This window comes from Herbidospora yilanensis (assembly GCF_001570565.1).
GTDB lineage: Bacteria > Actinomycetota > Actinomycetes > Streptosporangiales > Streptosporangiaceae > Herbidospora > Herbidospora yilanensis.
The window spans coordinates 25,298-50,013 of sequence record NZ_BBXE01000013.1; the positions used below are offsets into that span (position 1 = coordinate 25,298).

25 protein-coding genes are annotated in these 24,716 nt (G+C 69.1%); 10 read left to right on the plus strand and 15 right to left on the minus strand.

What is annotated here, in order from left to right; all coding sequences use genetic code 11:
• Positions 1-111: 111 nt before the first annotated feature.
• The 5 genes from AW273_RS00170 (at position 112) to AW273_RS00190 (ending at position 4,513) form a co-directional block, all read left to right on the plus strand.
• A complete protein-coding gene (locus AW273_RS00170; RefSeq protein ID WP_062343997.1) occupies positions 112-927 on the plus strand; it encodes a DMT family transporter in 816 nt (271 codons plus the stop codon).
• 11 nt (positions 928-938) lie between these two features.
• The gene (locus AW273_RS00175) at positions 939-2,162 is read left to right on the plus strand and encodes a glycosyltransferase (protein WP_062343999.1); all 1,224 of its coding nucleotides are present in this window, start codon (positions 939-941) and stop codon (positions 2,160-2,162) included.
• A 12-nt stretch (positions 2,163-2,174) separates the two neighbouring features.
• Positions 2,175-2,810 carry a DUF998 domain-containing protein gene (locus tag AW273_RS00180; RefSeq protein WP_062344001.1) on the plus strand — a complete coding sequence of 212 codons (636 nt, stop codon included), beginning with the start codon at positions 2,175-2,177 and terminating at the stop codon, positions 2,808-2,810.
• A 331-nt stretch (positions 2,811-3,141) separates the two neighbouring features.
• Positions 3,142-3,624 (plus strand): hypothetical protein, encoded by a 483-nt coding sequence (locus tag AW273_RS00185; RefSeq protein WP_062344002.1) that lies wholly within the window; start codon positions 3,142-3,144, stop codon positions 3,622-3,624.
• A gap of 52 nt (positions 3,625-3,676) precedes the next feature.
• Positions 3,677-4,513 carry a phosphotriesterase family protein gene (locus AW273_RS00190; protein WP_062344004.1) on the plus strand — a complete coding sequence of 279 codons (837 nt, stop codon included), beginning with the start codon at positions 3,677-3,679 and terminating at the stop codon, positions 4,511-4,513.
• Here AW273_RS00190 and AW273_RS00195 read toward each other — a convergent pair.
• From AW273_RS00195 to AW273_RS00225, 7 genes are all read right to left on the minus strand, one after another.
• Positions 4,470-5,366 (minus strand): alpha/beta hydrolase, encoded by an 897-nt coding sequence (locus tag AW273_RS00195; protein ID WP_062344006.1) that lies wholly within the window; start codon positions 5,364-5,366, stop codon positions 4,470-4,472. The two genes, AW273_RS00190 and AW273_RS00195, sit on opposite strands and share 44 nt — an antisense overlap.
• Positions 5,367-5,390: 24 nt before the next feature.
• On the minus strand, positions 5,391-6,788 hold the full coding sequence (locus tag AW273_RS00200) for an NAD(P)/FAD-dependent oxidoreductase (RefSeq protein ID WP_062344008.1): 1,398 nt from the start codon (positions 6,786-6,788) through the stop codon (positions 5,391-5,393).
• A 306-nt stretch (positions 6,789-7,094) separates the two neighbouring features.
• Positions 7,095-7,883: an ABC transporter permease gene (locus AW273_RS00205; RefSeq protein WP_062344010.1), complete on the minus strand. Its 789-nt coding sequence runs from the start codon at positions 7,881-7,883 to the stop codon at positions 7,095-7,097.
• Complete coding sequence (locus AW273_RS00210; RefSeq protein ID WP_062344011.1) at positions 7,880-8,731, minus strand: ABC transporter permease; 852 nt, start codon at positions 8,729-8,731, stop codon at positions 7,880-7,882. The genes AW273_RS00205 and AW273_RS00210 overlap by 4 nt, the downstream gene beginning before the upstream one ends.
• Positions 8,732-8,735: 4 nt before the next feature.
• Complete coding sequence (locus AW273_RS00215) at positions 8,736-9,935, minus strand: ABC transporter substrate-binding protein (RefSeq protein WP_062344014.1); 1,200 nt, start codon at positions 9,933-9,935, stop codon at positions 8,736-8,738.
• Between the two features lie 60 nt (positions 9,936-9,995).
• Positions 9,996-11,090, minus strand: coding sequence for an ABC transporter ATP-binding protein (locus AW273_RS00220; RefSeq protein ID WP_062344016.1), 1,095 nt, complete (start codon positions 11,088-11,090; stop codon positions 9,996-9,998).
• Positions 11,091-11,106: 16 nt separating this feature from the next.
• A complete protein-coding gene (locus tag AW273_RS00225) occupies positions 11,107-12,534 on the minus strand; it encodes a gamma-aminobutyraldehyde dehydrogenase (RefSeq protein WP_062344018.1) in 1,428 nt (475 codons plus the stop codon).
• A 182-nt stretch (positions 12,535-12,716) separates the two neighbouring features.
• On the opposite strand from AW273_RS00225, the gene AW273_RS00230 reads away from it, so the two are divergent.
• Positions 12,717-13,199, plus strand: coding sequence for an Lrp/AsnC family transcriptional regulator (locus AW273_RS00230; RefSeq protein WP_062344021.1), 483 nt, complete (start codon positions 12,717-12,719; stop codon positions 13,197-13,199).
• A 53-nt stretch (positions 13,200-13,252) separates the two neighbouring features.
• Complete coding sequence (locus AW273_RS00235; protein WP_062344023.1) at positions 13,253-14,641, plus strand: Nramp family divalent metal transporter; 1,389 nt, start codon at positions 13,253-13,255, stop codon at positions 14,639-14,641.
• Between the two features lie 36 nt (positions 14,642-14,677).
• Here AW273_RS00235 and AW273_RS00240 read toward each other — a convergent pair whose 3' ends face one another.
• On the minus strand, positions 14,678-16,063 hold the full coding sequence (locus AW273_RS00240) for a M1 family metallopeptidase (RefSeq protein WP_062345316.1): 1,386 nt from the start codon (positions 16,061-16,063) through the stop codon (positions 14,678-14,680).
• Between the two features lie 57 nt (positions 16,064-16,120).
• Here AW273_RS00240 and AW273_RS00245 point away from each other — a divergent pair, with 57 nt between their 5' ends.
• Positions 16,121-16,822, plus strand: a complete 702-nt coding sequence (locus AW273_RS00245; RefSeq protein WP_062344025.1) for an ABC transporter ATP-binding protein — start codon at positions 16,121-16,123, stop codon at positions 16,820-16,822.
• Positions 16,819-17,484, plus strand: coding sequence for a hypothetical protein (locus AW273_RS00250; protein WP_062344028.1), 666 nt, complete (start codon positions 16,819-16,821; stop codon positions 17,482-17,484). Before AW273_RS00245 ends, AW273_RS00250 begins: the two co-directional genes overlap by 4 nt.
• On the opposite strand, the gene rlmN is transcribed toward AW273_RS00250, so the two are convergent.
• On the minus strand, positions 17,474-18,586 hold the full coding sequence (gene rlmN / locus AW273_RS00255; protein ID WP_062344031.1) for a dual-specificity RNA methyltransferase RlmN: 1,113 nt from the start codon (positions 18,584-18,586) through the stop codon (positions 17,474-17,476). The two genes, AW273_RS00250 and rlmN, sit on opposite strands and share 11 nt — an antisense overlap.
• A gap of 85 nt (positions 18,587-18,671) precedes the next feature.
• On the opposite strand from rlmN, the gene AW273_RS00260 reads away from it, so the two are divergent.
• Positions 18,672-19,706: a suppressor of fused domain protein gene (locus AW273_RS00260; RefSeq protein ID WP_062344033.1), complete on the plus strand. Its 1,035-nt coding sequence runs from the start codon at positions 18,672-18,674 to the stop codon at positions 19,704-19,706.
• Here AW273_RS00260 and AW273_RS00265 read toward each other — a convergent pair.
• The 6 genes from AW273_RS00265 to AW273_RS00290 all read right to left on the minus strand — a co-directional run bounded on the left by AW273_RS00265 (position 19,703) and on the right by AW273_RS00290 (position 24,650).
• Complete coding sequence (locus AW273_RS00265; RefSeq protein WP_232326996.1) at positions 19,703-20,536, minus strand: phosphatidate cytidylyltransferase; 834 nt, start codon at positions 20,534-20,536, stop codon at positions 19,703-19,705. The genes AW273_RS00260 and AW273_RS00265 overlap by 4 nt on opposite strands.
• A gap of 72 nt (positions 20,537-20,608) precedes the next feature.
• The gene (gene frr / locus AW273_RS00270; RefSeq protein WP_083949405.1) at positions 20,609-21,166 is read right to left on the minus strand and encodes a ribosome recycling factor; all 558 of its coding nucleotides are present in this window, start codon (positions 21,164-21,166) and stop codon (positions 20,609-20,611) included.
• 10 nt (positions 21,167-21,176) lie between these two features.
• Entirely contained in the window at positions 21,177-21,992 is an 816-nt protein-coding gene (gene pyrH / locus AW273_RS00275; protein WP_439648613.1) for a UMP kinase, read from the minus strand.
• 33 nt (positions 21,993-22,025) lie between these two features.
• On the minus strand, positions 22,026-22,859 hold the full coding sequence (gene tsf, locus AW273_RS00280; RefSeq protein WP_062344035.1) for a translation elongation factor Ts: 834 nt from the start codon (positions 22,857-22,859) through the stop codon (positions 22,026-22,028).
• 85 nt (positions 22,860-22,944) lie between these two features.
• A complete protein-coding gene (rpsB, locus tag AW273_RS00285) occupies positions 22,945-23,868 on the minus strand; it encodes a 30S ribosomal protein S2 (RefSeq protein ID WP_062345324.1) in 924 nt (307 codons plus the stop codon).
• Positions 23,869-24,062: 194 nt separating this feature from the next.
• Positions 24,063-24,650, minus strand: a complete 588-nt coding sequence (locus AW273_RS00290; RefSeq protein WP_063909796.1) for a helix-turn-helix domain-containing protein — start codon at positions 24,648-24,650, stop codon at positions 24,063-24,065.
• Positions 24,651-24,716: the final 66 nt, after the last annotated feature.

Consider the following 24,716-nt stretch of genomic DNA (forward strand, 5'->3'; position numbering starts at 1 on the left):
AGCAGTCAGGCACGACAGCGGAAATCTCCCACGAGTTCCCGAACCGGACGCCATTTCGCGGCGTTCCGGCCACCGTGCCATGGGTTCATCCAGGGGAGAGGAGTCCGCACCATGACCATGCTCGCGGCAGCGCCGTCGGCGGCCGTAGCCCTAGTCGGTTCGCTCTTCTTCGCCCTCGGCGCCGCCCTCCAGCAGCACGTCGCGGCCACCGGCAACGAGCCCCGCCTGCGGGTGCTGCTGCGCCGGCCGCGCTGGCTGCTCGGCGGGGCGGTGATCGCCGCGGGTGGCCTCCTGCACGTCTACGCGCTGAGTATCGGCCCGCTGACGATCGTGCAGCCCATGGGTGTCGCCAGTCTGCTCTTCGCGCTCCCCATCGCCGCCGCGCTGCACGGACGCAGGACGTCCCGGCGCGAGCTGGCGGCGGGAGCCACGGTCGCGATCGGCCTGATCGCGCTGGTCCTGATGGTTCCGGTGCCGACCCGGCCACCGAGCATGACCACCGCCGAGGTCACCCTGATGCTGGGCCTGGCGGGCGCCGCCGCCCTGATCTGCCTGGCCGCCGCCACCCGGACCGGCCCGCCGGGGCGCACCGCCCTGCTGGCCGTCTCCGCCGGGATCATGTACGGCGCCGCGTCCACCCTGATGCGGGTCGTCGCCGACGGCTGGCCCGGCCAGCTCTGGTTCCTCCTGGCCCTCCCGATCCCGCTGGTCGTGGCGCTGATGCTGCTCCAGAAGGCGTACGCGATCGGGCACTTCGGGGTGGCCTTCGCGGCGTTGCAGGTCACCGACCCGGTGACCGCGGTGTCCTTCGGCGCGCTCCTGCTCGGTGAACCCCTGCCCGCCAACGGCCTCGCGGCGACGGCGGCCGCGGCCCTCGCGGCGGCCGGAACGGTCGCGCTCGCCAGAACCACTCCTCTGTCAAGGTGAACGGAGCCCCCATGAGCCTCACCCTCGCCGAGGCGTCCCTCGCGCACTCGCGCCCCCGCCGGGTGCTGATCGCGACCGACACCTACCCGCCGGACGTCAACGGCGCCGCCTACTTCACCCACCGCCTGGCCTCGGGCCTGGCGGCCCGGGGCACGGAGGTGCACGTCGTGTGCAGCTCCGACGACGGCCCGCCGGTCACCGACGTGATCGAGGGCGTGCTCGTGCACCGGCTCCGGTCGGCCCGCCTGCTCGTCCACCCGACGATGCGGTTCACCGTCCCGGCCGGGCTCGGCCGCACCATGGACCGGCTGGTCCGGCGGATCGCGCCCGACGTCGTGCACACCCAGGGCCACTTCGTGGTCGGCCGGTCGGCCGTGGCCGCCGCCAAGCGGGCCGGGCTGCCCGTGGTGGCCACCAACCACTTCATGCCGGACAACCTCTTCCAGTTCACCGGGGTGCCCAACCGGCTCCGCCGCCGGGTCGGCGAGCTGGCCTGGAAGGACCTCAACCGGATCTTCGAGCGGGCCGACCACGTCACCACGCCGACCCCGCTGGCCGCCGGCCTGCTGTCGGCCAAGGGCCTGCGCAAGAAGGTCGAGCCGGTGTCGTGCGGCATCGACCTGTCCCGGTTCCACCCGCAGCCGCAGGCCTGGGCCCGGCGCCGGTTCGGCGTGCCGGAGCGTCCGACGATCCTGTTCGTCGGCCGCCTCGACGAGGAGAAGCACCTCGAAGAGATCGTGCTGGCGCTGCCGAAGCTGCTCAACGACCTCGACTGCCAGGCCGTCTTCGTCGGCCAGGGCAACCGCCGCGAGACGCTGGAGAAGCTGGCCCACCGGGTCGGCGCCGGCGACCACGTGAGGTTCCTGGGCTTCGTCGAGGACGCCGACCTGCCCCAGGCGTACGCCGTCGCCGACGTGTTCTGCATGCCCGGCACGGCCGAACTGCAGAGCATCGCCACCCTGGAGGCGATGGCGAGCGGCCTGCCGGTCGTCGCCGCCGACGCGATGGCGCTGCCGCACCTCGTCGAGGGCAACGGCCACCTCTACACGCCCGGGGACGTCTCGGAGCTGGCCCGGCACCTCAAGTCCGTCCTCACCCAGCCCGAGGAACGCGCCGCGATGTCGAAGGCGAGCCTCACCCTGGCCGCGACCCACACGCACGAGCAGTCGCTGGCCCGTTTCGAGTCGATCTACGGGGAACTCGTGCACCGCGCACCCATATCCGCTGTCCACTGAACCGGGGGACCAATGATCCTGATGGCCACGGCGGGCCCGGCGACGGCCCTGCTCCTGATGCTGGCCCTGCACCTCTTCTTCGCCGACCTCATCAGCCCGATGACGGGCCTGCTGAGCGACTACGCCGTGACGGACCCGACGACCGAGACCATCTTCGCCCTCGGCATGATGGCGCTGGCGGCCGGCTGCGTGGCCACCGCCTGGTCGCTGACCGAGCCGAACCCGGCGCGGACGGCGGCGACCCGGGTGCTGCTGATCGTGGCGGCGGCCGGGCTGGTGCTCGGCACCATCTTCCCGACCGACCTGTCGGCCGACGTGAGCACCCTGGGCGGTGAGATCCACCGCTGGTCGACGGCCGTGGTCTTCACCTCGTTGCCGGTGGCCGGCTGGATCCTGACGCGGCGGGGGCCGCTCGGGGCCGTCGGCGTGCTGGCGCGGGTGAGCGGGGCCTTCCTGGCCGCCTATCTGCTGAGCCACCCGACGTCGCCGGTGTCGGCGCTGATCGGCGGGGAGGCGTACTTCGGGCTGCTGGAGCGGGTCGTGGTCGTGCTGGAGATCCTGCTGGTGATCGCCCTGGCGAACGCGGGCAAGGTCGCGCAGCGGGCGGTCGCCCCGGCGCAGCGGCCGGAGCACGCGCTGAACGGCTGACCCTTTCGCCGCCCCTTTCCGACAAAAGGGGCGGTGATTCATTTCCGGCAATTCCGGCGTTTCGAAAGGCATGACCGGCTCGGCGCATCTAATCCCAGTGAACTCGGCCGAATCCGCGAATCCGGCACCGCGGCGATGGATACTCCCGTTCATGGGAAACGCGCCGATCGCCGGCCGGATCACCGCCGCTTCCTGCGGAATCGCGGCCGCCGTGACCTGGGCATTCGCAGATCCGGACTTATCCGGAAAATACCTCGGACCGGTCAGCATTTTTGCCGGATTCGCCACTTTGGCACTTTTAGTCGTCAGCCTTCGCGGCAAACCCGAATTGTTGCCGTTCGCCATCGCCGGGTTCGCCCTGACGGTCACGGGCCTCGTCATCTCCCTCGTGCGGCAGACCGGGTTCGTTCCCCCGGTCGCCGCCGTGACGCGGGCGCCGCTCGCGGTCAACTACGGGATGGTGCACATCACCCGGCCCGTCGACGGCGGGTTCAGCCCGACCTGCGCGACCGTCACCGGCACCGCCATCCCGCCCGGGGCCGGCCGGCTCTGGCTGGTCGTCGGCGGGTCCTTCGTCCAGGAACTCGCCACCGGCGACGACGGCGGCTGGCGGGTCCCGGTCCGCGTCGGGGCCGACGACCCCCGCGACGCCGACCGCGAATACGACATCCGGGTCTACTGGGTGCCCGCCGGGAGCCGGCCGCCGGCGATCCCCGCGCAGGGGCGGATCCTCGACGAGATCACCGTCGTGAAGGACCCCGCCAGGTTGGCCTGTACCTCCCCGGAGCCGACAAACGCTGACACTCCGGGGTAAAGGAATCCCAAGAATGGCCTGATCACGCCTCAAAATCGGCTAATGTCCGGTCATGTTCGAGGCTCGTATCCAGACCGTCGCCGGGACCGTCCCGGTCAGTTCCGTCGAAGGCCCGGTGCTCCCCTGGGAGACCCTGCGGGCCGACACCCGCTGGGGCGTCGGCGTCGAGTCCGATCCGGAGCGCTGGCTGGACGAAGAGGGCCACGTCACCGCCGAGCTGACCCGCCTCAACCGGGAGTTCGGCCTGTCCCTGGTCGTCGACCACACCGGCCTCGGGATGGGGCGCGACACGACCGCGCTCACCCGCATGGCCGCGGGCAGCCGCGTCGCGATCGTCGCGGCCACCGGCTTCGGGCCCGAGCCGTTCGCCGGGGAGCTGATCAAACGCGCCGGGGTCGACGACCTCACCGGCGACCTGCTGCGGGAGATCGGCGTCGGGCTCGACGGCACCTCCGCGCGGCCCGGCCTCATCGTCGCCGCCGCCCACGACGAGACGCCCACCCCGGCCGAGGAACGGGCGACGGTGGCCGCCGCCCGCGCCTCCCTGCGGACCGATCTGCCCGTCGCGGCGTCCGGGCTGGCGCTGCTGGAGACGCTGCTGCACCACCGGGTGCCGCCGCAGCGGGTCAACGTCAGGACCGCCGACCCGCTGGCCCAGCGCAAGATCTGCGAGACCGGCGCCTACGTCACGGTCACCTGCCCCGACGACGTGTTCACCCTGCTCGACGCCGGGCACGGCGAGCGTGTGCTGTTCACCTCGGGCGTCTCCCGCCGCGACGAGCTCTGCCCCTACGGCGGCGAGGGCTACGCGAAGCTGTTCGGCGTCGAGGGCGTGCCCGACCTGGTCACCCGTGTGAACCCCGTGCGGTGGCTGGCAGGTGGACGCTGAGGAACGCGCCCACGGCCTCGACCGCCTGGCTGACGTAGGGCTCGGTGTCGTAGAGGTCGACGTGCTGTTTCGCGTCGAGCCAGACGAGTTTCCGCGGCTCCGAAAGGCGGGCGTGCACCTCGTGGGCGCCCTCGGGCGCGCAGTAGGCGTCGACCACGCCGTGCACCAGTAGCGCCGGTTTCGGCGACAGGAAGTCGGCGCCCATCATGTTGTCCATCGTGATCAGCTCGCGCAACGAGGCCCTCGTCACCTCGTTGACCCAGCCGGGGGTCTCGCCTCGGGCGGTGCCGTAGTACTGGAACGGCTCGTCGCCGCCCATCGCGGCGTCGGGGCCGCCGACCGCCGGGACGTACTCGGGCCGCGCCCCGAGGTCCTGGCGCTCCAGCGCCTCGGTCAAGGACTTCAGGGCGCCGGGCCACCAGTCGCCGGTCCGCATCGTGTAGGGGCTGTTGTAGCCGCCCGCGATGCCGACGAACACCCTGACCCGGGGGTCGAAGGCGGCGAACTTCAGCGCGTAGCCGCCGCCGAGGCAGATGCCGACCGCGCCGATCGCGTCGGGCCGCACCTCGGGACGCGACCGCAGGTAACTGACCGCGGCGCGCAGGTCCTCCAGCTTGCCCTGCGGGTCTTCGTGCCGCCGGGGCTGGCCGTCGGACTCACCCCAGTTGCGGTGGTCGAAGGCCAGCGTGACGTAGCCGAGCTCGGTGAGGCGGGCGGCGTACAGGCCCGTGACCTGTTCTTTCACCCCGGTGAAGGGGCCGGTGAAGACGAGCGCCGGATGGGGGCCCGGGCCCGTCGGCACCCTCAGCTCGCCTGCGAGCCGGAGGGTGCCTGCGGTGAACTCGACTCTCATTCCCTCAGTGTTGACGTAAAGATCTCATGAGTCGAATCCCAGCCCGAGCCGGTCGAGCGTGCGCAACCACATGTTGCGGCGTCCGCCGTTCGCGTCGGCCCGCGCCAGCGACCACCGGGTGAGCTGGATCACCCCCGACCTGACGGGCTCGGGCGGGAACGGCACCGGCTTCTGGCGCACCATGTCGAGCCGCGTGCGTTCGGTGTCGCGCCCGTCGAGGAGGTCGAGCATGACGTTGGCGCCGAACCGGGTGGCCGCCACCCCCAGGCCGGTGTAGCCGACGGCATAGGCCAGGCGGGTGCCGTAGCCGGTGCCGAAGAACGCCGAGAAGCGGCTGCACGTGTCGATCACGCCGCCCCACTTGTGGGAGAACCGCACGTCCTCCAACTGGGGGAAGGTCTCGTAGAAGTGCTCGGCCAGCGTGTGGAAGGTGGTGTCGCGCTGGTCGTAGGTCGGGCGCACCCGGCCGCCGTTGTAGTAGACGGCGTCGTAGCCGCCCCACAGGATGCTGTTGTCGTCGGCCAGCCGGTAGTAGTGGAACTGGTTGGCCGAGTCGCCCATGCCCTGCCGGTTCTTCCAGCCGATCGAGTCGAGCTGCGCCTCGGTGAGCGGCTCGGTCATCAGGGCGTAGTCGTAGACGGGCACGACGTAGTACTTGAGCCGCCGCAGCAGGGGCGAGAACACACCGGTGCCCAACGCCACCCGGCGGGCGCGCACGGTGCCGTACATCGACTTGAGCTGCAACGACGGGCCGAGCGAGGAGATCTCGCGGACCGGCGAGTGCTCGTACATGCGGACCCCGAGCTTCAGGCACGCCTGGCGCAGGCCCCACGCGAGCCGGGCCGGGTCGATCATGGCGCACTCGCCGCGTTCCCAGACGCCGGCGATGTAGGTCGGGGAGTTGACCTCGGCCCGCACCTCGTCCTGGTCGAGGTACTGGATGTCCATGCCGAGCTCGCGGCCGATCGTGTGGATCTCGCGCATCTCGTCGATCTGCCACTGCTCGGTGGCGACGTTCATCTCGCCGGTCCGCTCGAAGGAGCAGTCGATGCCGTAGCGCTTGATCGTCTCTTCGATCTCGTTGAAGTTCTCGATGCCCATCCGGTGCAGGTCGGCGATCTCGTAGGGCCACCGCTCCAGCCCGTTGCCCAGGCCGTGGGTCAGGCTCGCGTGGCAGAAGCCGCCGTTGCGGCCGGTCGCCGCCCAGCCGACCGTCTGGCCCTCCAGGAGGACCACGTCACGCCTGGGGTCGCGCTCCTTGGCCAGCAGGGCCGTCCACAACCCGGAGAAGCCGCCGCCGACGATGGCCAGGTCGGCGGTGGTGTGGCCGAACAGACGCGGCAGCGTCTCCGGCTCCAGTGGGTCTTCGTGCAGCCAGTAGGGCTTGCGCTCGGCGTCGGCGAGCGCGCGTCGGGGATCCATCATCGCCTCAGCACGGGTTCGTCACCGGCGGGGATCCCGACAATTTTTCTGGTGCGCCTCATCATTCAAGGTCTCTTTCTTGGGGGTACGGAAAATCCCGGCATGACGGAATGACAAGCCGGTGGGGAAACGCCGATCGGCCCCGGAGCACGGCTCGACGGGGCTCAGGAGATCAGATCAGGTGGGGGCGGCGGACACGCCGGGCTCGCGCCGAATCAGAACGGCGCGAGCGGAGTGGTGCGGGCACTTGCCCTTCGCGGTGCTAGGAGTGCGGCTGTGCGAGGGGGTCACACATTTCACGTCCCTTTAGTGGGTCGTCTTCCTGCGAGCGGATATGGCGTTGGCGACGGCGAGCAGGACGCCTATCCCAAAGATAAGGGTTCCCATGACGTTCACCTGCGGCGGGATGCCCACCTTCACGGCGCCCACGATCCACAGGGGGAACGTCTGTTCCGAGCCGTTGACGAAGCTCGTCACGACGTAGTCGTCGATCGACAGGGCGAAGGCGAGCATCGCGCCCGCCGCCACGCCCGGCATGATCGACGGAAGGGTGACCAGGCGGAACGTGGTGAACGTGCCGGCCCCCAGGTCGCGGGCGGCCTCCTCCAGCGAGGGGTCGAGGCCGACCACCCTCGCCCGGACCGTCACGACGACGAACGCGAGCGAGAAGAGCGTGTGCGCGATGATGATCGTGATGTGGCCGCGCGGGGCGTTGGCCGACACGAACAGCGACAGCAGCGAGGCGCCCATGACGAGCTCGGGCGTGCTGATCGCGGCGAAGATGAGGAAGTCGGTGACGCCCTTGCCGCGGAAGCGGTAGCGGCCGACGGCCAGGCCCAGCAGGGTGCCGAGCACGGTCGCGAGGATCGTGCTGACCACCGCGATGATCAGCGAGTTGACCAGCGCGTCGGTGAGTCCGTCGATGGCGAAGAGCTGCTGGTACCACTTGAACGTGAAACCCTGCCACGAGGTGTTCGACTTCGACTGCTTGTCGTTGAAGCCGAACAGGATCATCACGGCGATGGGCGAGGCCAGCCACAGGATGATCAGCCACGTGTAGACGTAAAGGGCCCTGTCGCCCAGCTTCCCTCTCATCGGGCCGCCGCCTCCAGCACGTTCTCGGTGCCGAGGGCACGCGCGTAGATGAAGATGCCGATCAGCAGCACGGCCATCAGGGTGAACGAGATCGCCGACGCGGTCGGGTAGTCGTTGTTGACCAGGTATTCGGTCTGCACGATGTTGCCGATCATCGTGTTACCGGTACCGCCGAGGACCTGGGCGTTGATCGGGTCGGCCGTGGCCGGCACGAACGTCATCAGCACGCCGGCGAACACACCGGGCAGCGACAGCGGCAGCACCACCCGGCGGAAGGTCGAGAAGCGCGAGGCGTACAGGTCGTAGGAGGCCTCGATGACCCGGGGGTCGACCCGCTCCAGCGCCACGTAGATCGGCAGGATCATGAACGGCAGGAAGTTGTAGACCAGGCCGCCGATGACCGCCACGGTCGTGGCCAGCACGTGGAAGTCCTCCGGCAGCACGCCCCAGCCCTTGAGCGTGCCGAACAGGATGCCGTCGTCGGCGAGCAGGAAGCCCCACGAGATCGTCCGGAGCACGAACGACACGAAGAAGGGCAGCAGCAGGAGGAACAGGAACATGGACTTGCGGTGCCCGGCCTTGAAGGCGATCCAGTAGGCCACCGGATAGCCGAGCACCAGCATGATCACGGTCGCGACGCCGCCGTACACCAGAGAGCGCACGAGCTGGGTGCTGTACTTCGCGATCGCGTCCGTGTAGTTGGAGACGCTGAACGTCTGCGTGAACCCGTCGATGAGGTTGCCCGTGGTCAGCGACACCGAGGCCATGGCCGCGATGGGCACCACCAGGAAGATGGCGAGCCACAACCACGCGGGCAGGGCGAGCCAGTAAGGCGTCCAGCGTCTCATTCGGTCAGCCCTGGGTGATGGTCTGGAAGAGGCCGTTGTAGACCGGCTCCTCGGCGTTGGTGAGGGTGCGGTAGGGCCGCAGCTTGGCGTAGTCGGCCTCGGTCGGGAAGATGAGCGGGCTCTCGGCCAGGGCCTTGGAGTCTTCGTCGCTCTTGCCGGCCAGGATCTGCTGCACGCCGTTCACCGGGGTGACGTACTGGATGTAGGCGGTGAGCTCGGCGGCGATCTCCGGCTTGTACAGGAAGTCCATCAGCATGAGCGCGTCGACCGGGTTAGCGGCGCCCTTCGGGATGGCCATGTTGTCGATCCAGATCGTGCCGCCCTCCTGTGGCACCACGAACTTGACCGGCTCTCCGGCGAGCTGCCGCTGGAACACGTCGCCCGACCAGGCCTGGCTCAGCCACACGTCGCCCTTGGCGACCGCGTCGATGTAGTCCTGGGCGTAGTACTTGCGGACGATGCCGCTGTCGCGCTGCTCCTTGAGCTTGGCGGCGGCCTTCTCCCAGTCGGCCTGGGTCGACTTGTCGGGGTCGACGCCCACGGCGAACATGCCGAAGTTCCCGACCTCCTGGGCGTCGGCCATCATGCCGACCTTGCCCTCGTACTTCTTGTCGAACAGGGACTGGATGCTGGTGATGTCCTCGTCGACGTACTTGGTGTTGTACGCGATGCCCGTCACGCCCGCCTGGTAGGGGATCGTGTACGTGTTGTTCGCGTCGTAGGCCGGGTTCTTGTACGACGCCCCGGCGTTGGCGGCGAAGTTGGGCAGTTGCTTGTGGTCGAGCGCGGTCAGGTAGCCGAGCTGGATCATCTTGCCGAGCTGGAGACCGTTGGTCATCACGACGATGTCGTAGCCGAGCGGCTGCCCGGCCCGGAGCTGCGGCTCCGACTTGCCGAAGAACTCGGCGTTCTCCTGGATGACTTCCTTGTACTCGTACGAGATCCCGGTCGCCTGCTGGAACTGCTTCAGCGGGCCCTGGTCCTCGGGCATGTACTCGGGCCAGTTGGCGAAGACGACCCGGCCGTTCTTCTTCTGCGTGGACCAGAAGTCGGCGACGGCGCTGGGAGAGGGCGCCGCCGCCCTCTGGCCCTGCACGCCACAGGCGGCCAGGGCGAGCCCGGCGGCCGAGTAGCCGGCGAAGCGGAGGGCGTCACGGCGGGAGTATCGGGACTGCGTCAGACCACGCAGGAGGGGATTGTTCATCAAAGCTCCGAGGGGGTTTCTATCTGGACGTTCCTGAAGTTATCCGCAAACTTCCCCCGTTTACGACAACGTGTACGAGTGCTGCGGGCGCCACGAGAGCCACACCGTGTCACCGCGTTCGGCCGTCGTCGAACTGTCGATGGCGTTCTGCTGGAAGACGGTGATCTCGGTGCCGTCGGCCAGCGCCACCGCGTAGCTGTTGTAGGTGCCCAGGTAGGTGAGCTCGCCCACGGTGCCCTGGACCATGCTCAGCCCCGCCTCGGGCTGCTCGGTCGAGATGGTGATCTTCTCCGGGCGCACGGTCAGGTCGACGGTGTCCCCCGCCGCCGCCTTCCCGGGCACGAGGATGCGGTCGTGCTCGCCCAGCCGGACCACCAGCAGGTCGCCCTCGACGGCGTCCACGGTGCCCGACAGCAGGTTCGAGGTCCCGATGAACCCGGCCACGAACTTCGACGCCGGCCTCTCGTAGATCTCCCTGGGGTCGGCGAGCTGCTCCACCAGGCCGTCGTTCATGACGGCGATCCGGTCGCTCATGGTGAGCGCCTCGGACTGGTCGTGGGTCACGTAGACGAAGGTGATGCCGACCTCGCGCTGGATGCGCTTGAGCTCGGTCTGCATCTGCTGGCGCAGTTTCAGGTCGAGGGCGCCCAGCGGCTCGTCGAGCAGCAGCGCCCGGGGCCGGTTGACCAGCGCGCGGGCGAGCGCCACCCGCTGCTGCTGGCCGCCGGACATCTCGCGCGGACGCCGCTTCTCCCGGCCCGTCAGGTCGACGATCTCCAGGATGTCGCCCACCCGCTGCTTGATCTCGGCCTCGGCCACCTTCTTGCGGCGCAGCCCGAACGCGACGTTCTCCCACACGTTCATGTGCGGGAACAGCGCGTACGACTGGAAGACCATGTTGATGTCGCGCTTGTTGGGCGGGACGTTGGTGACGTCCTGCCCGAGGAGTTTCACGAGGCCCTTCGTGGGCTCCTCGAAGCCCGCGATCATGCGCATCGTCGTCGTCTTGCCGCAGCCGGACGGGCCGAGGAGGGAGAAGAACTCGCCCTCCCCGATCGTCAGGCTGACACCCTTTACCGCCTGAACCGTCTCGCCGTGCGCGAGGTATTCCTTGACGACGCCGTCAAGCTCGATGGCGGGGACATCCTCGGGCATATCACCTCTCGCTAACTCACTCGCCGATGTAGTGCATGACGTGCTTCACGCGGGTGTAGTCGTGCAGGCCGAAGACCGACAGGTCCTTGCCGTATCCCGAGTGCTTGAAGCCACCGTGGGGCATTTCCGACACGAAGGGTATGTGGGTGTTGACCCACACGACGCCGAAGTCGAGCCGCTTCGACATGCGCATCGCACGGCCGTGGTCGGAGGTCCAGACGGAGCTCGACAGGCCGTACTGCACGCCGTTGGCCTTGGCCAGGGCGTCGGCCTCGTCGGTGAAGGTCTGCACGGTGATGACCGGGCCGAAGACCTCGGTCTGGATCATCTCGTCGTCCTGCTTCAGCCCGTCGACCACGGTCGGGGCGAAGAAGTAGCCCGCCTCGCCGACCCGCTCGCCGCCGGTGAGCACGGTGGCGTGCCCGGGGAGGCGCTCGAAGAAGCCCTGCACCCGGGCGAGCTGGTTCGGGTTGTTGAGCGGCCCGTAGAAGGCGTCGTCGCCGGTGCCGGTGACGGTCGCGGCGGCGGCCTCCTTGAGGGCCTCGGCGAACTCGTCGTGGATCGACTCGTGGACGAGCACGCGGCAGGCCGCGGTGCAGTCCTGCCCGGCGTTGTAGAGGCCCGCGCCGGCGATGGCCTCGGCGGCGGCCTTGATGTCCTTGATGTCGTCGAAGACCACGACCGGGGCCTTGCCGCCCAGCTCCAGGTGGACGCGCTTGAGGTCGTCGGCCGCGCTCTTGGCGACGGCCATGCCCGCGCCGACCGAGCCGGTGATCGCGACCATCGAGGCGGTCGGGTGGGCGATGACCAGCGAGCCGGTCTCGCGGTCGCCGGTGACGACGTTGAACACGCCGGCCGGGAGGACGTCGCCGATGATCTCGGCCAGCTTGACGGTGGAGACCGGGGTGGTGTCCGACGGCTTCAGCACGATCGTGTTGCCCGCGGCCAGCGCCGGGGCGATCTTCCAGACGGCCATCATCATCGGGTAGTTCCACGGCGTGACCTGGCCGATGACGCCGACCGGCTCGTGCCGGATGACCGAGGTGTGGTCGGCGAGGAACTCGCCCGCCGTCGGGCCCTCCAGCGTGCGCGCCGCGCCCGCGAAGAAGCGGAAGTGGTCGGCCGCGACCGGGGTCTCGTCCTCGCTCATGCGAGCGTAGGGCTTGCCGGTGTTGCGGCACTCGGCCTGGTTGATCTCGTCCGCGCGCGCCTCGATGGCGTCGGCTATCTTCAACAGCAGGTTCGCCCGCTCACCCGGAGTCGTCTGTCCCCAGGTCTCGAACGCCGCCGCGGCGGCCTCGTAGGCCGCGTCGACGTCCTCCTGTCCCGACAGGGGGGCCTGCGCGTAGACCTCGCCGGTGCTCGGATCGACCACGTCGGAGAAGCGCCCGCTCCTGGCGTCGACGAACTTTCCGTTGATGTAGTTCTGCAGGCGGGTGGTCACTTCGACCTCCTGTGAAGGTGTTCAAAGTTGTCGCGACTCTGACAGACATATCAGACAACGACAAGGGATTTCGTAGCGAAAGATATCAAATTGCTACGGAATCGCTTGACAAGGGACGCTGAACTGACAACATGTCGCACCTAGGCGGCAACATGTCGGAAACATGAAGGGCTTATGCGGGGATGACCACGTCGAAGGTTCGGACCACCAGGAACGGCCCCGTGGTGCTCGACGAGATCTCCAAGCAGATCGTCGAGCAACTGCAGGCCGACGGCCGCAAGCCGTACGCCGCCATCGGGAAGGCCGTCGGGCTCTCCGAGGCGGCCGTCCGCCAGCGCGTCCAGCGCCTGCTCGACGCCGGTGTCATGCAGATCGTGGCGGTCACCGACCCTCTCACTCTCGGGTTCCCCCGGCAGGCCATGATCGGCATCAAGTGCGAAGGCGACCTGGAGGCCGTCGCCGACGAGCTCGGCTCGATCGAAGAGGTCGACTACGTCGTCCTGACGGCCGGCTCGCTCGACATCATGGTCGAGGTCGTGTGTGAGGGAGATCAGCACCTCCTGGAAATTCTTGGCAAAATCCGGGCGATCCCTGCGGTCAGGGCCACCGAGACCTTTGTCTACCTGAAGCTGCACAAACAAACGTACTCCTGGGGCACCCACTGACCGCACCTTCCTGACAGGCCTGAAAGGCGTCTGTGCGGGTAGCGACGGCGGCCATGAGCAGCATGCCCGCGTTCAAGGTCGCCCAGTTACCCGAGCCCCAGCCGCTGCGCCGCGTCCTCGGTCCGGGGGTGATCGCGGCCGGGGTCGGGCTCGCCTCGGGTGAGTTCGTCATCTGGCCCTACATCTCCGCCAACGTCGGCCTGGTGTTCCTGTGGGCGGCCGTCGTCGGGGTGGTGGCGCAGTACTTCCTGAACATGGAGATCGAGCGCTACACCCTGGCCACCGGGGAGACCGCGCTCACCGGGTTCTCGCGGCTGGGGCGGCACTGGGGGATCGTATTCGCCGTGATGGCGCTGCTGGCCAACATCTGGCCGGGGTGGGCGACCTCCAGCGCCACCGTGTTCACCTACGCGGCCGGCCGGGGGGACGTCACCGTCATCGCGGTGATCGAGCTCGTGATCATCGGGATCGCGCTGACCCTCTCCCCCGTCGTCTACCGGACCGTCGAGGCCACCCAGTTCGTCAAGGTCGCGGCCGTGCTCGTGTTCCTGGTCGTCGCGCTGTTCGTGGCGATCTCGGGAGAGGCGTACCGGGGACTGGGCGAGGCGGTCACGAGCATCGGGACGGTGCCGAGCCAGCTCGGCGCGGCGCTGGTCCTCGGCGCGCTGGCCTTCGCGGGGGCGGGCGGCGGCCAGAACCTCGTGCAGAGCAACTGGATCCGCGACAAGAACATGGGCATGGGCGCCCGGATCCCCCGGCTGGTCTCGCCGGTGACCGGGGAGGACCAGGCCGCGCCGGCCACCGGCTACACCTTCGAGCCCACCGAGGAGAACCTGTCGCGGTGGCGGGGCTGGTGGCGGGTCGCCAACGCCGAGCAGCTCATCTCGTTCGTCGCGATCACCATCTTCACGATCTTCCTGATGTCGATGCTGGCCTACTCGACGGTCTTCGGCTCGGGCGTCGCCAACGACATCACCTTCCTCAAGGCCGAGGGCGAGGTGCTGAACGAGCGGCTGAACTGGTTCGGCACGTTCTTCTGGGCCATCGGCGCGTTGTCGCTGTTCGCCGCCTCGATGGGCATCTGCGACTACGTCGGGCGGATGGTCGCCGACGTGGTGAAGACGGTCTATCTGCCCGCCTCGGCGCGGTGGACGGAGAGCCGCATCTACTCGCTCGTCGTCTGGTTCATCGTGATCTTCGGGATTCTGATGCTGACGATCGGGTTCGACCAGCCCATCACGCTGCTGGTGATCTCCTCCAGCGTCGGCGGGATCATGATGTTCGTCTATTCGGCGCTGCTGGCGGTCCTCAACCGCAGGATGGTGCCCCAGGCGATCAGGATCCGCGGCCACCGGATGGTCGCGGTGCTGCTGACGTTCGGTTTCTTCGGGTTCTTCTCGGTGCTCACGCTGATCGACCAGATCGGCAAGCTGACGGGCTGAGGGCGGGCCCTGTCCGGAGGCCCGCCCCCGTGCTCGTTACAGGGCGGGCTTCTTGGCCACGTACAACCACTTCTTGAACAGCGGGCCGAGGTCCTTGCCGCTGAGCTCCTCGGCGAGGGCGATGAAGTCCTTGGTGGTGGCGGTCTCGTGCTTGTTGCGGGCCGCCCACTCCTTCAGCAGGCCGAAGAAGGTCTCGTCGCCGATCTCGGTGCGCAGGGCGTGGACGGTCATCGCGCCGCGCAGGTAGATCGCCTCCCAGTCGAACATGTTCTTCTTGCCGGGGGCGCCCGTCTTGACGTCCCAGAACTTGCCGGTGTTCTTGTAGTGCTTTTCGAAGGTCGCCTGGGCCTTCGGGCCGTTGTGGGTCTCCTCGTAGAGCCATTCGGCGTAGCTGGCCAGGCCCTCGTTCAGCCAGATGTCGTTCCACGACTCCAGGCCGACGCTGTTGCCGAACCACTGGTGCGCGATCTCGTGGACGATCAGCAGATCGTCGCTGGCGTCGCCGTCGTAGACCGGGCGGCCCTGCGTCTCCAGGGCGTAGTGGACGTCGAGCTTGTCGGCGATGCCGCCGGTCGAGCCGAAGGGGTAGGGGCCGAAGTGCTCGACGCCCCACTTGGTCGCCTCGGCGGTCTCCTTGTGGAGGTGCTTGGAGGTTTTGGCCAGTGCCGGGTCGTAGGCGGTGATGTTCAGGACGCCACCGGCCATGCCCTCGCTGACCTTGTACCTGCCGATGGCGATCATGGCGAGGTAGGGGGCCATGGGCTGCTTCATCTGCCAGCGGGAGACGACGTAGCCCTTCTTGACCCGGACGATGCCGGAATTCTGCGGCTCGCCGTTGGCCAGCACCGTGAGGCCGACGGGGGCGCTGATCTCGTACGAGAACGTGGCCTTGTCACGCGGGGTGTCGTTGGCGGGGAACCAGGTGCGGGCGCCGTCGGGCTGGGAGACGACGACGGCGCCGTCCTTGGTGCGGATGAACCCGGTGACGCCGAGCTCGGCGTCGTCGACCGGCTTCGGCCTGCCGTCGTACTCGACGACGACCTTGAACGTGGCCTCGTCGTCGATGCCCTTCTTCGGGGTGACGGTCAGCTCCTGGCCCTTACGGGACCATTTGGCCTTCTTCCCGTCGACGGTGACCGACCGGACGGTGAGCCCGGACAGGTCGAGGTTGAAGCGCGACAGGCCCTTGGTGGCCGTGGCGGTGATCGTCGCGGTGGAGTCGAGCCTGCCGGACTTGGGGGTGTAACGCAGCTTCAGGTCGTAGTGCTGGACGTCGTAACCGCCGTTGCCGGCGTGCGGAAAGTAGGGGTCGCCCACACCGGAGGAGCCCGGGGAATGAGCGTCGGCCCATGCCGGGGCTGAGGGGGCGACTAACGCGGCGACCGCGAGCAGCGCCGCGCCGGAGATTCGTGTGCGAAGCATGCCGCACATTATCGAGATGAATCAGGCAACGGACACAATCCACCTAATATCGGGGAAGTGCGTGCGACCAACGTCTCCTTCCGCTACCGGCGAGGCGATCCCTGGGTGCTCTCCGGCGCCTCCCTCGACCTCGCCCGCGGCGCGGTGGCCGAGATCACCGGGCCCAACGGCACCGGCAAGTCGACCCTGCTGCGGCTGCTCGCGGGCCTGTTGCGGCCGGTCAAAGGCCGGATCGAGGAGCGCCCGGCGGTCATCGGCTACGCCCCGGAACGGTTCCCCTCGGCCCAGCCGTTCACCGTGGCGGCCTACCTGCGGCACATGGCGGCGGTCCGCCGGGTGGTCGTGCCCGAGGAGCTGACCGCCCGGCTCGGCATGGACCACCTGCTCGGCCAGATGCTGCCCGACCTGTCGAAGGGCAGCGCCCACAAGGTCGGCCTCGCGCAGGCCCTCGCCGGGGAGCCGGGCCTGCTGATCCTCGACGAGCCGTTCGCCGGGCTCGACGCGACCGCCCGCGCCGAACTGTCGGTGATCGTCGCCGAGATCGCCGCGCGCGGCGGCATCGTCGTGGCCAGCGACCACCAGGGCGACCTGCGGGCGGTGCCGGGCGTGACCCGCTACGAGGTGCGCGACGGGAAGATCACCGAAGCCGCGCCGGTCTTCGAGGACGATCCACTGACCACTCTGACGATCAAGCTGCCGCGGTCGAAGGCGGATGTACTGGCGGCCCGGCTCCGGGCGGAAGGCCACGAGGTCTCATGATTCCCCTGGTCTCATTCCGGTTGTCCGGTTACGTCCGGTCGCACCGGATCTTCCAGCCCGTGCTCGGGCTGCTCGCCGTCCTGTCGATCCTGTACGCCACCGGCGTCCCCGCCGGCGGCGAACTCCCCAGCTACTCCGACTCGGCCGGCATCCTGATGCTGGTCTTCGCCTGGGCGGCCCGGGGCCTGCTCGACACCGAGCCCGACGAACAGCGCCTCATCGCGATCACCGCCGTCGGCCGCCGCCGCGAACTCGTGGCCGGGCTGCTCGCCGCGCTGCTGCTGACCGCGGCGCTGGCGCTGGTCGCCGTGTTGTTCCCGCTGTTCGCCGGCTTCGCCGAGACCCCCGGCGCGGCCGACCTCGGCTACGGCGCCGGGCTGCACGTGCTGGCCGTGCTCGCCGGGACCACCCTGGGCGCCCTGACGAGCCGCCCGGTGCTGGCCTCCCCCGCCGCCTCGGCCGCCGTGCTGGTCGGCGGCTACCTGGCGATCCTGCTGCTCAGCTCGGCGAGCCCGTGGGCGTCGGTGCCGGTCTTGGACTGGATGAACGCCGCCCACCACCACGAACTGCCCGACCGGCTGGTGGTCATCGTGGCGTCGGCACTCGCCTGGAGCGCGGCCGGGCTCGCCGGATATGCGGCGGTACGCCAGGTCAGGGGTTAGCCGCGGCGAGCTGGCCGCAGGCGCCGTCGATCTCACGGCCACGGGTGTCGCGGACCGTCACCGCGACCCCGTGGGACTCCAGGCGGCGCACGAAGGCCCGTTCGTCCTCCGGCCGCGAGGCCGTCCACTTCGAGCCCGGGGTCGGGTTCAGCGGGATCAGGTTGACGTGGACGAGCTTGCCCTTGAGCAGCCTCCCGAGCAGGTCGGCCCGCCACTCCTGGTCGTTGATGTCCTTGATGAGGGCGTACTCGATCGAGACCCGGCGCTTGGTCTTGGCGGCGTAGTCCCAGGCCGCGCCGAGAACCTCGGCCACCTTCCAGCGGGTGTTGATCGGGACCAGCGTGTCGCGCAGCTCGTCGTCGGGGGCATGGAGCGAGACGGCCAGCGTCACCGGCAGGCCCTCGTTGGACAACTTCTCGATCGCCGGGACGAGGCCGACCGTGGAGACGGTGACGCCGCGCGCGGAGATGCCCAGGCCCTCGGGCGACGGGTCGACCATGCGGTGGACCGCGCCGATCACGGCCTTGTAGTTGGCCATCGGCTCGCCCATGCCCATGAAGACGATGTTGCTGACCCGGCCGGGCCCGCCCGGCACCTCGCCCCTGGTCAGCGCCCGCTGCCCGGCGACGACCTGCTCGACGATCTCGGCGGTCGACATGTTGCGGGTCAGCCCGGCCTGGCCGGTCGCGCAGAACGGGCAGTTCATGCCGCACCCGGCCTGCGAGGAGACGCACATGGTGACCCGGTCGGGGTAGCGCATCATGACCGACTCGACCAGGGAGCCGTCGAACAGCTTCCAGAGGGTCTTGCGGGTCATGCCGTCGTCGCAGGTGATCTCGCGGACCGAGGTCAGCAGCGACGGCAGCAACTGCCCGAGCGTCTCGCGGGAGGCGGCCGGGAGGTCGGTCATCTCCTCGGGCGACCCGGTCAGCTTGGCGAAGTAGTGGCGCGAGAGCTGGTCGGCCCGGAACGGCTTCTCACCCAGCTCCGCGACGGCGGCACGGCGCTCGGCCATGGTCAGGTCGGCCAGGTGGCGCTGCGGCTTCGCCCGTCGCGGCGCGACGAACGTGAGCTGACCGGCCTTGGGGGCGGCCTCGGACATAACGAACCCTCACGATCTCAAAAACGACGACTGCTCTTACGGCCGGGCGGCACCGGGCTTAGAGTCCTGATCTGGGAGGTGAGGCGTGGACAGCACCATCGTGCTCACCAGCACCAATCCCTACGGGAGCCGCACCCTTACCGTCGAGCGCGATCAGGTGTCCTCGGTAGCTTACCTGCGCGACCCGGCCGGATCCGTCCGCGGAGCCGTCTGGCTGGCCAACCACGTGACCGCCCCGATGTCACTCGACCACGCCCGTCTCAACACCGGCCGGCCCCCGGTCATGCCCAGAGCGGGCACCCGCCGCCCTTTCGGCACCGCCCACCTCGACGCCTCCCGGCTGCGGGTGTTGTGGTTCGAGGAGGGTGACGGCGTCGCCCTCTACGACGACGAGGGCCTGCTGGCCGTGATCCCCGGCTGGGCCGATCTGGAACGTGGCATGCCCGGCTACGCGCGCGACGCCGTCGGCGAGTGGCCGTTCGCCTGGGCGCTGCCGGAGGCGCTCGAAGGCCTGAGCCCCCGGGTCGCCAAGGCGGAGGCCTACTGGCAGTGGCGGGCCGGCGAGTCGTCGTGGGCGTCGTTCCAGCAGTTCGTGATGGGCCACCTCGACGGGCGGCTGGGCCCTCCGGGCCGCTTCTGGGACGCGAGCGGCGGCCGGTTGCCCGCCCTCGGGGTCACCGAACGCCCGCCCGCCTACGGCCGCGACTTCACGGTCCTGTCGACGGTGGGGATGAGCTGCCAGCGCATGCCATCGGCCGAGCTCTACGACACCCCCACCCGCGTCGAGCTCGCGGTCGCCACCCGGGGCGACCCCCGGTCGGCGGCGCGGCTGTTCCTGTGGCTGGGTCAATATCCGTGGCGTTCGGTGACCTGGCTCGGCGACGGCCACACGGCCCGCTGGTATCACCAGCCCGGCACCTTCCCCATCCCCGGCGGCTACGAAGGGGTGATGATGCTGGCGGCCCCTCGCGGCCTGCCCGACCTGTCGGGGTTCCAGGTCGCCGGAGACGTGGTGCGGTGGCTCTGGCTGGTTCCGGTGACCGACGGCGAGCTCAAGGTCGCCGCCGAACGCGGCCACGACGTCGTCGCCGCCCGCCTGAGCGCCTTCCACCGCATCTAGCGGATGAAGGCCGCCAGCAGGAGCCAGCAGGGCACCAGGGTGAAGAGCAGCGAGTCGATGCGGTCCATCATGCCGCCGTGGCCCGGCAGCACCGAGCCCATGTCCTTGATGCCGAGGTCGCGCTTGATGACCGACTCGATCAGGTCGCCCACCGTGGCGCAGACGACCACCACGGCGCCGAGCAGCGCGCCCTGCCAGATCTCGCCCTTCAGCAACCAGGCGACCAGCCAGCCGCCGACCGCGACGCAGGCGACCGCCGAACCGGCGAAGCCCTCCCAGGTCTTCTTCGGGCTGATGATCGACATCTTGTGCCTGCCGAAGAGGACGCCGGCGGCGTACCCGCCGATGTCGGAGGAGGCCGTCACGGCCACGAAGATGAGCGCCCGGTTGGCGCCGTCGGGCGGCGCCAGAAGCAGGCCCACGAACCCGGCGAACAGCGCCGGGTAGACCACCATGAAGACCGTCGCGGTCGCGTCGCGGACGAAGCCGTCGGACCCCTGGAACAACCGCCGGCCCAGCACGCCCATGACGGTGATCGCGAAGATGCCGAGGAAGACCCCCGGCCCGAAGTAGTAGGCCCCGGAGACCATCGCCGCCATGCCCACCAGGACGGGGACCAGCGGCACGTGGATGTCGCGGGTGGCCAGCCCCTTCACCAGCTCGTGGATCCCCACGCCGACGGCGGCGATGACGACCACGAGGAACGCGGGCTTGTACAGGTAGAGCGATCCGAGGATCACCGCCGCCAGCCCGAGCGCGGATGCGATCGCCGCCGGCAGGTTCCGTCCGGTACGGCTCCCGCCCGCCGGGGGTGACACCGTTCCGTCCAAGATGTCCTACTCCCTACATGCGCGCGATCCCTGCCCCTTGCACTACCGGGGCAAGGATCGCGATGGTGCTCGTCAGACTTCGAGCAGCTCGGCTTCCTTGTGCTTGAGCAGCTCGTCGATCTTGGCGACGTGCTTCTGGGTCAGGTCGTCGAGCTCCTTCACCGCGCGGTGGACCTCGTCTTCGCCCGCCTCGCCGTCCTTGACGAGCTTGTCGAGCACTTCCTTGGCGTGCCGCCGGATGTTCCGGATGGACACGCGGCTGTTCTCGGCCTTGGTCCGGGCGATCTTGATGTACTCCTTGCGGCGCTCGCCCGAGAGCTCGGGGAACACCACGCGGATGACGTTGCCGTCGTTGCCGGGGTTGACGCCCAGGTCGCTGTCGCGGATCGCCTTCTCGATGGCGCTCATCGAGCCCTTGTCGTAGGGCTGCACCAGCACCATGCGCGCCTCGGGGACGTGGAAGGAGGCGAGCTGCTGGACCGGCGTGAGCGACCCGTAGTAGTCAACATTGATCTTGTTGAACATCGCGGGGGTGACCCGGCCGGTGCGGATGGCCGCGAAGTCCTCCTTCGCGACGGTCACCGCCTTGTCCATCTTCTCTTCGGCCTCGAAGAGGGTTTCCTCGATCACTGTTGGCTCCCTATTTCCCTGCCGGACTCACCAGCGTGCCGATCTTCTCTCCGCGGACCGCCCGCAGGATGTTGCCTTCGCCCATCAGCTCGAACACCACGATGGGCAGGCCGTTGTCCTTGCACAGGCTGATGGCCGTGGCGTCCATCACCGCGAGGTCACGCGTGAGGACCTCGCCGTATTCGAGCCGGTCGAACCGGACCGCGTCGGGGTTCTTCCGGGGGTCGGCGTCGTAGACACCGTCGACCTGGGTGCCCTTCAGCAGGGCCTCCGCGCCGATCTCCAGCGCGCGCTGGGCGGCGCAGGTGTCGGTGGAGAAGAAGGGCGAGCCCAGCCCGGCCCCGAAGATGACCACGCGGCCCTTCTCCAGGTGGCGGATCGCCCGGCGGGGCAGGAACGGCTCGGCGACCTGCTGCATCGTGATGGCGGTCTGCACGCGCGTTTCCACGCCGCGCTTCTCCAGGAAGTCCTGCAGCGCGAGACAGTTGATGACGGTGCCCAGCATGCCCATGTAGTCGGCGCGGGCCCGGTCCATGCCGCGCTCGGACAACGCGGCGCCCCGGAACATGTTGCCGCCGCCGACGACCACCGAGACCTGGACGCCGTCGCGAACCGCCTCCCCGATCGAGTCGGCGATCTTGGCCACGACGACCGGGTCGATGCCCAGGGAATCCCCTCCGGCGAACGCCTCGCCGGAAAGCTTCAGCATGACCCGCTTCCAGCGCAGCGGCCCGTCATACGACGAAGCCGCCGGGGCGGGTTCGGTGTTCTCCTGCACGGCGGCGGCCTCCTCAGTGGATTTCGGGCTGAACAGGTCGTCCCGCATGATTACGGGACGACCTCGGGTGACAGCCCCAGACTATGCCTGGCCGACCTTGAAGCGGGTGAAGGCCAGGACCTTGACGCCGGCCTCGTCCGCGTACTTCTTGATCGACTTCTTGTTGTCCTTCACGAACGCCTGCTGGAGCAGCGTGAAGTCCTTGTACCAGCCGTTGACGCGACCTTCGACGATCTTGGCGATCGCGGGCTCGGGCTTGCCCTCCTCGCGGGTCATCTCCTCGAAGAGCGCACGCTCCTTCTCGATGACCTCGGCGGGCACGTCGTCGGCGTCGAGGTACTTCGGCGCCATCGCGGCGGCGTGCTGCGCGATGTCCTTGGCGACCTCGGCGTTGGCCGAGTCGAGCTGGACGAGCACACCCACGGCCGGCGGGAGCTGCGGGTCGGTCTTGTGCATGTAGGCGCCGATGTAGCCGCCTTCGAGCACGGAGAACCGGCGGATCTCGATCTTCTCGCCGAGCGCCGCGTTGGTCTCGTCGAGCAGCTCCTTGACGGTCTTGCCGTCGAGCTTCGACTCGAGCAGCTCGGCCACGTCGGCCGGCTTGGTCGCGAGGATGTGGGCGACGACCTGGGCGGCCACTTCCTGGAAACGCTCGCCCTTGGCGACGAAGTCGGTCTCGCAGTTGAGCTCAAGGAGAGCGGCGGACGAGTCGCCGTCCTGCTTGAGGGCGACCAGGCCGTTGGAGGCGGTGCGGGTCTCGCGCTTGCCGACGTCCTTGGCGCCCTTGAGACGCAGGAGCTCGACCGCGCGGTCGAAGTCGCCCTCGGACTCCTCCAGCGCCTTCTTGCAGTCCATCATGCCGGCGGCCGTCAGCTCGCGAAGCCGCTTGACGTCGGCCATGTTCACGGAAGCCATTGTCATTTCCTCATGGGTTTCGTCGTGGAGCGGGTGGGCGTGTCATCGTGCCGACACGCCCACCCGGAAGAGCTTTGGGGAAGGACTACGCCTTCGACTCGTCACCGTCGGCCGGGGCCTCCGGCGTCTCGGCGGCGGGGACCTCGGCAGCGGGCGCCTCAGCGACGGGTGCCTCGGCGGCGGGCGCCTCGGCGGCGGCCTCGGCCGGGGCCTCGGCGGCGGGGGTGCCCTCGAGCAGCTCGCGCTCCCACTCGGCCAGCGGCTCGGCCGCGGCCACACCGGCCGGCTTGTCGTCGCCGCCGCGCGAGGCGCCGGCGCGGGTCATGAGGCCGTCGGCGACCGCGTCGGCGATCACCCGGGTCAGCAGGCTGACGGCGCGGATGGCGTCGTCGTTGCCCGGGATCGGGTAGTCGACCTCGTCGGGGTCGCAGTTGGTGTCGAGGATCGCGACGACCGGGATGCCGAGCTTCTTGGCCTCGGAGATCCCGATGTGCTCCTTCTTAGTGTCCACGACCCAGACCGCGCTCGGGACGCGGGACATGTCCCGGATGCCGCCGAGGGTGCGCTCGAGCTTCTCCTTCTCACGACGGCGGAGCAGCAGCTCCTTCTTCGTGAGGCCGGAGGCGGCGACGTTCTCGAAGTCGAGCTCCTCAAGCTCCTTCAGGCGCTGGAGCCTCTTGTGGACGGTCGAGAAGTTGGTCAGCATGCCGCCCAGCCAGCGCTGGTTCACGTAGGGCATGCCCACGCGCGCCGCCTGCTCGGCGATCGACTCCTGCGCCTGCTTCTTGGTGCCGATGAACATGATCGTGCCGCCGTGGGCGACCGTCTCCTTGACGAAGTCGTAGGCCCTGTCGATGTAGGACAGCGACTTCTGGAGGTCGATGATGTAGATGCCGTTGCGCTCGGTGAAGATGAAGCGCTTCATCTTCGGGTTCCACCGGCGGGTCTGGTGGCCGAAGTGAACGCCGCTCTCCAGGAGCTGTCGCATGGTGACGACGGGGGTGGCCATGAAATGGTCCTCCACGATCTCGGTTATACGCACGGGCCGGCGGCCCGCGCCCTGACGCCCCGAACCGTTCCAGCCGCCTTATCGGCGGACCGAGAGGACGTTTCGTGAGTGGGCGTGCGAATTCGGCCTCACCAACGGAGACCACCGGACAGTCTACCCGGAACCGGTGGACGACTTGACCTGCCCGCGTACCCTCAGGACCTCTTCGGGGCCCGGGGGAAGACCCGGAGCTGGAACTCCGTGACGCGGGCGCCGTTGGGGGCGGTCTCCGGGTCGCGGTCGGTGATGCGGTAGGGGGCGACGAGGTCGTCGACGCGCTCGGCGAGGGCGCGGATCTCGTCGGGGTCCATGTAGAGGACCAGGTGGGCCAGCCGGGTCGCCTGACGCCAGTCGGCCGACTCGCGCGACGACTGGGCCAGGTATTCCGCCAGACGCCGCGACGCCTCGTCGAGGACGGTCCGGATGACGGCGCTCTGCGCGGCGAGGAGCTCGGCGGTGAGCTCGCCGCTCTCGGGGTCTTTCATGCCCCAGCCCTTCTGGAGCGCCCGCCATACGCGTTCGCGGCCGTCGCCGCGCGCGGGGGCCTCTTCGATGAGGCCGTGCTTGGCGAGGGTGCGCAGGTGGTAGCTGCAGGCGCTCGGGGACAACCCGGCGACCTCGGCGCACTCGGTGGCCGTGGCCGGGCCCTCCTCCTGGAGGCGGCCGAGGATCGCCAGCCGGGCCGGGTGGGCCATGGCGCGCAGCAGCCCGACGTCGTCGGTGACCATCCGATGGCTGTTCATGGGGCTCCACGGTAGGGCGTCGGAAGATGTGAAGCATTGCCTTCATAACTCTGAAAGAGTACTTTC